This window comes from Acinetobacter sp. YH12039 (assembly GCF_013420015.1).
GTDB lineage: Bacteria > Pseudomonadota > Gammaproteobacteria > Pseudomonadales > Moraxellaceae > Acinetobacter > Acinetobacter amyesii.
The window spans coordinates 1-1,507 of the sequence record NZ_VOZA01000120.1 but is presented as its reverse complement, the minus strand read 5'-3'; the positions used below and the strand labels follow the sequence as shown (position 1 = coordinate 1,507).

The 1,507-nt window shown below is 41.0% G+C and carries 3 protein-coding genes and 1 pseudogene; all 4 read left to right on the top strand.

Annotated features, from left to right (window positions below; all coding sequences use genetic code 11):
• A pseudogene (locus tag FTT98_RS17715) lies at positions 1 to 117 on the top strand (transposase); the annotation flags it as partial.
• A 13-nt stretch (positions 118 to 130) separates the two neighbouring features.
• On the top strand, positions 131 to 625 hold the full coding sequence (locus tag FTT98_RS17710; protein WP_180177619.1) for a hypothetical protein: 495 nt from the start codon (positions 131 to 133) through the stop codon (positions 623 to 625).
• A 65-nt stretch (positions 626 to 690) separates the two neighbouring features.
• On the top strand, positions 691 to 1,059 hold the full coding sequence (locus FTT98_RS17705; RefSeq protein WP_180041066.1) for a hypothetical protein: 369 nt from the start codon (positions 691 to 693) through the stop codon (positions 1,057 to 1,059).
• Positions 1,060 to 1,110: 51 nt separating this feature from the next.
• A complete protein-coding gene (locus FTT98_RS17700) occupies positions 1,111 to 1,353 on the top strand; it encodes a hypothetical protein (protein WP_180041064.1) in 243 nt (80 codons plus the stop codon).
• Positions 1,354 to 1,507: the final 154 nt, after the last annotated feature.

Genomic DNA, 1,507 nt, shown 5'->3' with positions numbered 1-1,507 from the left:
TGGAAGCAGATGAAATATTATTGGCGAGATTTTCAAGTCATGACAGCTGATAAAATAGAGCAATGGGTGGAGAGAGTATCAAACCAATTCGGAAAAGAATACATGTTTACTTTTTAATGGAGACTTACTGTTGCTTGCAGTTGTTGTGTGTCTTTGGCTGCGGTGGGATGAGCGTATTGATCCTCGGGTGCTCAAGTGGCAGCAGTCTGAAATTTCTTATCTTTCAAATTACACACAAGAGCCGTATTTTAACTTGCTTGGGCTGAATGCTGGAGATCGGTTTTCGGCATTGAATGTTCGGCGCTATCGTTATCATCAAGATTGGGTATTTAGTTTGTTGGGGCAAGAGCATCAGAATGCATTGGGCCAGCCATTGAATGTGAAGCTAACGCGTGAAAAGTGTTCAGAAGAACAGACGAATTTAGTTGCTGAGTTTCAGCAATTGCTGGTCGATGATCCTACGGCGGTTAGTGTATTTGTTGTTGAGCATCGTCTGGTGCTTGGTGCGTTGATACAGCAAGAAAAGGTGTCGTTGCAGCGCTTTAACACATGGTTGCAGCATGCAGACCAATACCGCAGTTTAAGTATGCCGAGCAATTCCACATATCCAGACTTAAGTATTTAAATCAGTTGGCGATCCTTTATCTGATCAATATTGCGTTAAATAAAGAGGATAAGCTGGATGCATATATGGCTGAATATCACAGATTGCAGCAGATGCTTGAGCGCCCGAACTCATTGGTTGAAAGGATGCTGATTCAAAACTGGCTGGCACGTTATGTCCGAATTATACGTAATGAACAATTAAAGACTGGACAAGTAGTTTATTTGGAGCCTTTAAGTATTCGTCAGTTGAGTTTGCGCTCAGCAGTGCAATTGGAAGCCTATGGTGTATATGCGGTGTTGAAGCAGGTGCAGCAATCATCGGGCTGGAATACCTCCTTGATGTATTGGTTGTATTTGCCAAATCAAACTGCAAATCAATTGTTTAAGCAATATGAAGAGGCGGCACAGCTATCTGAGCTTTCTTATGATTCGTTTAGGATGCAGGGTGGTTAAAAACAGGGACAGTATTCATCTTGGCATATCAAAAATTATTTGGGCAATACTTTGTCCAATATAGAGGGGGTGCCTTGGGAGCGCTCTGTGCTTGCAGGGCGCATTTTGAATGATCGTATTATGATTTTTAATTTGTTGAATCAGGGGGTGACTGATTTAACGCAGTTGAGTCAAAATAGCCACGGTCGACGTTTCTTTAAGAAAGAGGGGATGTTGTGTGCTGAAGTGCCGTATCCGCGTGAGCAATTTAGAGCACACAATTGGAATATTTTAGATAGCTGTGTGCAGTTGTAGTTTTTGTATATAAACATTTTGGTATAGAATAGGACTTACGCATTGACGGATTCAAAAAAGTATTAAAATACTTTATAAAGTATCTGTGATCAGACGAATTAAAAATGCTTCTACAGCAACTTGTACTCTACCCATTTATATGGGCTTTCTCATG

Excerpts from the sequence above, each read along its gene's own strand:
- FTT98_RS17705 (WP_180041066.1), top strand. The coding sequence starts at position 691 with ATGGCTGAATATCACAGATTGCAGCAGATGCTTGAGCGCCCGAACTCA.